Origin of the sequence: Halorubrum sp. SP3, from assembly GCF_005435195.1 — an archaeon.
GTDB lineage: Archaea > Halobacteriota > Halobacteria > Halobacteriales > Haloferacaceae > Halorubrum > Halorubrum sodomense.
The window spans coordinates 1-436 of record NZ_SGTU01000395.1 but is presented as its reverse complement, the minus strand read 5'-3'; the positions used below and the strand labels follow the sequence as shown (position 1 = coordinate 436).

Below are 436 nucleotides of genomic sequence, written 5' to 3'. Positions count from 1 at the left end.
CAGACAGCTATTTCTCGTTATCACGCGTACACGTAGCATGTCTACGAAGACCGTGCTTCAGGCGTTCACCGCGGGGATGCTCATGCTGGGGTGCCTCGGAATCGCCGCGTCGTACGCGCCCGCAGTCCCGTTCTTCTGGGCAGGCGAAGAGGCGCTGTTCGTCGGCGCCGGCCTCCTGTCGATCGGGGTGGTGATGTTCGCCGACCTGCGACGCCGGAACTGGGGCGAGGACCCGGCGACGGAGAGCGTCTGAGCGGCCGAACCCGGAGCGTCTGGCGAGTCCGTAACGTCGCCGCACGGCGGTCGACGGTCCAGCCACGTCGCCGGGCGCACCGCATAAAGCATATGCCGCGCTCGCCCGAATCCGTCCGGCGCGATGGACCGCCGACTCCTCGCCGTCCCGGGCGCCCTCCTCTTGCTCGCCGCCGCCGCGGAC

1 protein-coding gene is annotated in these 436 nt (G+C 69.3%); it reads left to right on the top strand.

Annotation, left to right across the window (positions count from 1 at the left end; all coding sequences use genetic code 11):
- The first annotated feature begins 37 nt into the window (after positions 1-37).
- The gene (locus EXE42_RS16975; RefSeq protein WP_137707060.1) at positions 38-253 is read left to right on the top strand and encodes a hypothetical protein; all 216 of its coding nucleotides are present in this window, start codon (positions 38-40) and stop codon (positions 251-253) included.
- Positions 254-436 lie beyond the last annotated feature (183 nt).

Excerpts from the sequence above, each read along its gene's own strand:
- EXE42_RS16975 (WP_137707060.1), top strand. The coding sequence starts at position 38 with ATGTCTACGAAGACCGTGCTTCAGGCGTTCACCGCGGGGATGCTCATG.